7 protein-coding genes are annotated in these 6,866 nt (G+C 50.4%); 3 read left to right on the top strand and 4 right to left on the bottom strand.

Features of this window, described 5'->3' with window-relative positions:
• The 3 genes from OXG87_17375 to OXG87_17365 form a co-directional block, all read left to right on the top strand.
• Positions 1-622: hypothetical protein (locus tag OXG87_17375; GenBank protein ID MCY3871323.1), on the top strand; the 622-nt coding region annotated here is incomplete at its 5' end.
• Between the two features lie 328 nt (positions 623-950).
• Entirely contained in the window at positions 951-2,741 is a 1,791-nt protein-coding gene (locus tag OXG87_17370; protein ID MCY3871322.1) for a HEPN domain-containing protein, read from the top strand.
• A gap of 136 nt (positions 2,742-2,877) precedes the next feature.
• Positions 2,878-3,120 carry a DUF4926 domain-containing protein gene (locus tag OXG87_17365; protein MCY3871321.1) on the top strand — a complete coding sequence of 81 codons (243 nt, stop codon included), beginning with the start codon at positions 2,878-2,880 and terminating at the stop codon, positions 3,118-3,120.
• Between the two features lie 120 nt (positions 3,121-3,240).
• On the opposite strand, the gene OXG87_17360 is transcribed toward OXG87_17365, so the two are convergent.
• The 4 genes from OXG87_17360 to OXG87_17345 form a co-directional block, all read right to left on the bottom strand.
• Entirely contained in the window at positions 3,241-3,987 is a 747-nt protein-coding gene (locus tag OXG87_17360) for a phytanoyl-CoA dioxygenase family protein (protein MCY3871320.1), read from the bottom strand.
• A 19-nt stretch (positions 3,988-4,006) separates the two neighbouring features.
• Complete coding sequence (locus OXG87_17355) at positions 4,007-4,573, bottom strand: zinc-binding dehydrogenase (GenBank protein MCY3871319.1); 567 nt, start codon at positions 4,571-4,573, stop codon at positions 4,007-4,009.
• A 12-nt stretch (positions 4,574-4,585) separates the two neighbouring features.
• Positions 4,586-4,975: an alcohol dehydrogenase catalytic domain-containing protein gene (locus OXG87_17350; protein MCY3871318.1), complete on the bottom strand. Its 390-nt coding sequence runs from the start codon at positions 4,973-4,975 to the stop codon at positions 4,586-4,588.
• Positions 4,976-5,087: 112 nt separating this feature from the next.
• Entirely contained in the window at positions 5,088-6,848 is a 1,761-nt protein-coding gene (locus OXG87_17345) for a hypothetical protein (protein MCY3871317.1), read from the bottom strand.
• Positions 6,849-6,866: the final 18 nt, after the last annotated feature.

The raw sequence follows: 6,866 nt of genomic DNA, 5'->3' as shown, positions 1-6,866 counted from the left end.
ATATGTAGCAGAAGATAGGAATACGGGAACTCATGTGTTATGGTTGAAGGATCATAATGGTGTATTTATAGGTAATGCAGGTTCGTATGTTAGAGGAGATGAATGGCCTACGTTGGCTGAGGCGAAAGAGAAAGCGTTGAGATCAGCAAGCGCGTTTTTGTTGCATTTGTTCTGGATGCAATCATTGAAGACAGATAGGTTAGAGCAAGGAGTTGAGTATGGTTTTCTTGCTATGCAGTTTGATGAACCTGAAATGGATGATTTCTTTTTAAAACATATCAAAGAACCTATTCCGAGAGAATTGGGATATGAAGTTATAGATTTACGTGATAATTCTAGGGCAGGCGTTATTGATAACATTATGAAGGATACAATTGAGGGGGCTAAGTTCGTGATTGCTGATCTTACTCATGATAATAGTGGAGCGTACTTGGAGAGTGGGATCGCAATAGGTAAGGATATACCAGTAATATATATTTGCGAAAGAGAAAAATTTAAGAGAAAAAAGACGCATTTTGATACAAGCCATCGTACGACTGTTCTATGGTCAATGGATGAACCAAAACAATTTGAGAAGGAGTTAGTAGATACGATACGGCGTTCACTGAAATCTAATAATTGACGCTAAGGTTTTTCCTCGGCCAATTTGTATATAATTCCCATAATTTAACTGCTCGTTCTATTTTTTCTGATTTGAATGGTTATATTCGGAATCAGAAGGATTTGCTTAAAGTTGCCCTTTCAAATTTGGCGAATAAATAGTGAACTGTTTTCCGGCACTATTGAATATAATCCCCCAAAAAAGAGTGGGCTGGCTTCGACACAATCAAGCCTATTAACGTCATCATTGGACATAATAACTCTGGAAAATCGCACCTTCTGGATTTGGTTGAAGCATTATGCGACGACACACTACTCTGGGCGCATCGTGGGAAGAAGGTGACACCCCTATGAATTACGCACCAAGTCTCGACAGCATCAAAGATCGACTGAGTCGCGCCCTACGGCAATTTGTGGCCCTCCCGGGAATCGACGAACAAGTTATTGGCGTTCCGCTGAGCAGTAGGCAACTCGAAAGAGTGGTCAAGAACATAATCGAGAATGAGTGGTTGGCGGCCATGCCAGCTTTCCAAGATGTGCAGAACTGGATTGAAGTTCACTGGGATATCGAACGCCAAACGCAGCCGCCAGCGGGCACCATTTCTACAGGGGATGAGTGGGGAAACCAGGGTGAAATCCAGCTCAATGCTCTGACCGCCACTTGCAAACTGATCCTGGCCGCTAGAGATCACGGCGTCGAAACCGTGGCAAAGCACGCCATGAAATTCGCGGCCCACGGCATGATTGAGGTCAGCAGCTTCTATATGGTGAAAGGGGCATCTATTTCGAGCGCAAAACCGCTGGACGACTACTGCACTCTTCTCCCATACCAAGACGCTTTGCAGATAGTGGATACAGAATCCTCAATTCGGAGTTCGTCGGAGGATCTACTTTGGCCGACAGAGAACACTGGCAACATGTGTGCCCTCGAAGTCAGGAGATTCGAGCGCAGAGGTCTCAAGGCAAACGAATTCGAACGGTATGTGGGTCCTCTGCTGCGGTGTGGGGTCGAAACGATGCAACTCATCCTCGGCCTGGTATGGGGAAAGGGACTTCACATATTTGGGCACTGGCATGGTGTCCGAATGCCTGTCGCCGCGACACTCCCGTACTTTCACATAGGCTCATCGGGAGGCTGGGGTAGCTCGCAGGTCCTCCTTCCGCTGCTGAACTTTCAACGTGTCTCGACAAATCGCCCTTTCAACGAGGCGGAGGCTATAGAGCTGATCGGCAAGTATGCCGTCCTGCCAGATCAAACACGGAGCGTGCTGAACCTGGCACTACGGCGCCTGGGAGAAAGTACCGAAAGAATAAAATATGAGGACAAGGTGATTGATGTGTGCATTGCCTTGGAAGCGTTGTTCACAGAGAAGGGAGAGTATCGGCATCAGATAGACATCATCCCAAGAAGAGGCTCTTGGCACTTCGCGGATTCGCGCGCAGAGAGAGATAAGGTAAGAGCCATGCTCAAGGCGTTCTACAAACACCGCTCGGAAATCGTACATGCCAACCCCACGCTCAATCTAACACCGAAACAGGAGCATCAACGCCGCGAGCAGTTCGCCACCCTGCTCGCAGAGGCCGAGAATGTCGTCCGGGCAAGTCTCAAGACCATGATCTCCGAAGGGAGACCGCAGAACTGGGAGGCCAGCAAGAACCCTGCGTTGATTCTGCACGACCCACCTCGTGCAGAGACGGATATCCCTTCCGTGAAGTCCGATTCCTTGAGCTGGTCGCTGGAGGAACAAAAAGAAATCGACCAGGCCCTGGAGGCCGTGTGGAAACCAGAGGTCGACAACGCTCCTTCACCACCGCCCGATGCGGTGTCAGCCGCTCATCAGGGTATTGATGCCGATGCAATCGAACGGTGTCGGCAACAGGGAATCCTCTATGTCATCAGCGTCCCCATCCGGCTCTACTTGGCTCACCCCAAATGGCCCAAGCAGGAAGGTGATCCAGTTGACGAGCGCACGAAATATTACTGCGAGAAGGACGTGGAGAGACATCTACTTAGATGGCAGAAGGCGGCGTCTAAAAAGAAGATATATCAGTTCGAACTGCCGCTCGAAGATCCCACTATGTATCTCCCCAAAACCTTCGATATGTGGCGCAAGATTCTGCAACAGGGAGAACAGCCATGACCAGTAAGGTACCCAGCAGGCAAGAGATTTTTCGACTACTCTACGCTCAAAATGACAGGCGCATTATAAATGATAGGCGCATTATATTGTACCTACGCGTAACGTCACTGGCTAAATACGCCTTGGGAGGTAAGAGGTGTTCATAGAACATGAGCAAATCGTACTCACTGCCGATGTAGTCGGCGATGAAGGGGAAGAACTGAAATTGGGTGACGTAGGTACCATCATCCACATCCACCCGAAAGAAGAAGATCTTGTAGTGGAGTTCTTGTCCCTCGATGGCGACACAGTGGCTATCGCAACAGTGTTGCCATCACAAGCGCGTCCTGTGACCAACGCGGATCTCACACACGCCAGAACGGTTCCGGCTGCCGTCTGACCGACCACCCTTTTATCAATTTCGGGGGCGTAATAGGAGCGCAATAGGGGCGCAATACAAAAAATCCCCTGCTCTATGTGGTAAGAGCAGGGGATCGGAATCAATCGACGAAACAAATCTCTAAACCGCCATCGCCTCTTCTTTCAGATGCGTCAGCCCTTCAAACTCGCGCCAGATATCGACCATAGCATCCGTGCTATTTTCTCTCGAGTTGACGTGTCGGGGTCTGAAAATCACGGCATACCGGATATCGGGCGAATGATTTGGACCCGCATTGTGATACATCTGGTGATGGCAGATCACGGCATCGCCCGCTTCGCCCATAAATTGAATCGGTCCATGCGGCAAATCGATATCGGGGATCCGGCGATTGGCCTTTGCCGTCTCCACGTAATTGGGATCCTTTTGAAACGCCGCCTCATAAGCGCGATGAGACCCGGGCCAAAAACAGAAATTGCCCATAAATGATCGCGGAACATCGTGAACCAGAATCACAACCAGCAGCGTCATACCGCGACTCAGCAACCCATCCTTCAGCTTCCCACCCAAATCCAGATGCCCACCCCTCAGCGGACGCTCCTCTGCATCGGGAAAATTGAGCTTCACATTGCCTCCCTGCGGCGGAATCAACTGCCCCTCTCCCACAACTGACTCGCACAGCCCCCAAAGCGGCGACTTATTAAACAAATCTGTAATCACCGGCTCATTGCTCAACCCCGGATTTCGTCCCTGTTGCATCACTCGATAACGCATATGCCGATTAATAGCCCTGCGCGCCTGATCGGCCATCAACTTTGGCACGGCACCTCGCACAAGCACATATCCTTCTTCAAAAAACTGCTGCTTTTGAGCTTTGGTCATCTGCATGGGAATCTCCTTTCAGTTATCAATCATAATCCAGCACAACCTTAATCGCCTCGTCGCGATGATCGATAAACAATTCAAAACCCTTTTGCACCTCTGTAAACGGCAAATGGTGTGTGATAATCGGCGAGACATCAATGCGTCCCTGTGCGATCATATCCATAGCCAGGGGATAATCGTTCAGCGAATCTGGCCCCACAGAGCCGATCAGCGTCACATTCTTACTGAAAAAAGCGCGATAATTAAACGCATACACATCGTCATCGGGCACGCCAAACGCCAAGACCGTACCCAGACGTTTAGTCAAATTCAGACACAAATTGACCGTATCCTGATTATGCCCCACAATCTCCACCGTCAGGTCGGCCATGCGCCCATCCGTAATATCTCTCACAACAGCCACCACATCTTCCCTATCGGGATTCACCACATGGGTCGCCCGCATCTTTTTCGCCGCCTCAAGACGAAAATCGACCGTATCCACCGCAACAACGGTCTTCGCCCCCAAATTGCTCAGCAAGTGCGTCATCAACAAACCCATTGGACCCTGCCCCACTACCACAGCATCCTGATTGAGAATATTACCCAACTTGCGACACTCTCAAATAACAGTCCCCAGCGGCTGAGACATCAACAATTCATCAAGCGGTTCATAATCCGCGAGATGAACCCCCACTCTTTCGCTCGAAATATAATATTCAGCCAATCCACCAATACCCGCCGTGGGCCGCGCCTGCACAAAATCCCCGGGTTGAAACCGATCCGACGACGACGCAACCACCGTTCCAATACACTCGTGAATCGAAGTCCCGATATTCATCGGATACACCGCGTCCGGCCGTTTCAATGCAAACTTTGGCGAATCCGACCCACAAATCGCGGTCATATGCGCCTTAACCTTTATCGATCCTCCTGGAAAATCCTCAATATTCGGCTCATCGGCCTCAAACATCTCAATCTGCCGATGAGCGACAACGTGTGCTGCTTTCACCAATGCCTCCTTTAAAACTGTCAGACAAACGGGCGGGCACAGGAGCCTGCCCCGTAGTGCTTTTATACGGGGGCACCGCCCCTACATTGATTGTTATCGCCTATCCATCCCGTCAATCCGCCGCCTCAATCCGCGAAGTCTCCAACTCACTGCGCTTTCCCAACCATATAAACACACCGCCAACGCCCAGCACAAAACCGCCCACAAACAGAATCCCCAGACGTCCGATCAGAGGATTGGGCAACAAAACGAGCGTACAAATAACCCCACCAATAACCGCAGCAAAACTACCGATAATTTTGAGCTGGCGCAAATCATTTGGCACACCGATCTCTTTCTCAAAATCAACCGGTGTCAGCATGCGATCAAAAAAGTCCTGAGCCTGCCTCTTGTAAACTTCCGGCGTGCGATTCCAGAACGGCATCGTCAACAAATAAACCACTATCCCCACGGCGAGATTGGTAAACACCTTCTGCTGAAATGACCAAGTCTCGCCAAAGAGTTCCGCGCTGAAAAATCCGAATGCCGATGGGATCAACGTCACACACACCGTCACAATCGCCGCCCAACTCGGCGACGTGCGAATAAACAGCCCCATCAAAGCAGGCACAGCCATCGGCAACGCCAACAACGCGCCGATATTCAACATATGTTCAAACACCCCTCTGCCCTCAGTATTTGCAAAATACGTGGCAATACTCACAATACACACCCCAAACACCGCTGAAAACACCTGCCCCAACCGCATCAAACTTTTGCCCTGCATAGCCGCTCTCCCAAACAAACGGCACAGCGTCGGATAAATATCATTCGTAAAAATCGCAGCATTGCGGTTCAACCCCGAATCCATCGAACTCATCGTCGCCGCAAACATCGCCACCACCATCAGCCCCGTCATACCCAGCGGCAACACATTCAAACTCGCAATAGCATACGCCGCTTCCGCAGCCTTGGGAATATCGACCGCCATCACCTCGGCGTGAAACAAAAGCCGCGCAGTCATCGGCGGAATAAACCAGATAAAAGCACCCGCCGTCATCAGCACAAAGCCCAGCCACGCAGCTTTCTGCGCCTCGCGTCCATCCTTCACCAGAAAATACCGCTGTGCCGACGTAAGCGTATTGTAGCCAATCACATTCTTCAGCAACATCGCTACAGCCCACGCATACGTATAAGCCCGCAACGGAAACTGGTCAGGTGCATTAAACACCCCATAAGCCGACGACAGCCCCATATTCTGAATGCCCTGAAACAAAGCACCCACGCCGCCGAGCTTCACCAGACACAACACACCCACCAGAATAGTAATGGGAATGAGGATAAGCGTCTGCAGAAAATCCGTAGCCGTCACCGCCCAGCTACCCCCAATCAACGAATAGATCAAAACCACCGCGCCCACCACCACGATCACCTGCTCAATTTTATATCCAAACACCGCCGAACAGAAAATCGCCAACCCCAGAAGATGCAGCGACGAATACAGGGTTTGCATCACAAAAGACATCCACGCGTAAAATTGTTGTGTCGAAATACCAAAGCGCAGGCGAATGACCTCGGGACCCGTAATCGCCCGGATCTGTCGAAACCATTTGGCGAGAAACAAACCGTTAATCGCAAAACCTATGGAATTTGCCAGATAAATCACCAGCACACTCCAGCCCGCTTCATAAGCCGCACCCGCTGCACCCGAAAAAGTCCACGCACTAAACGCCGTCATAAACGCACTCGACCCCACCAGCCACCAGGTGCCCTTACAACCGTTTCGAAAATAGTCACTCACATTTTCATTAAAACGGCGAAACACCATCCCCACCCCAACCAGCACGGCTAAATAACATCCAATCACAACGTATTCAACCGATGTTTCACTCATAGAGAAATTCCCCGGTTA

This window comes from Gemmatimonadota bacterium, assembly GCA_026706845.1.
In the GTDB taxonomy this organism is placed as follows: Bacteria; Latescibacterota; UBA2968; order UBA2968; family UBA2968; genus VXRD01.
The sequence above is the reverse complement of the archived record's forward strand: the minus strand, read 5'-3'. Positions and strand labels throughout refer to the sequence as shown.

Bases quoted from the DNA above. Each gene is read 5' to 3' on its own strand.
- OXG87_17345 (MCY3871317.1), bottom strand. From the start codon at position 6,848: ATGAGTGAAACATCGGTTGAATACGTTGTGATTGGATGTTATTTAGCC.
- OXG87_17370 (MCY3871322.1), top strand. From the start codon at position 951: ATGAATTACGCACCAAGTCTCGACAGCATCAAAGATCGACTGAGTCGC.
- OXG87_17360 (MCY3871320.1), bottom strand. From the start codon at position 3,987: ATGCAGATGACCAAAGCTCAAAAGCAGCAGTTTTTTGAAGAAGGATAT.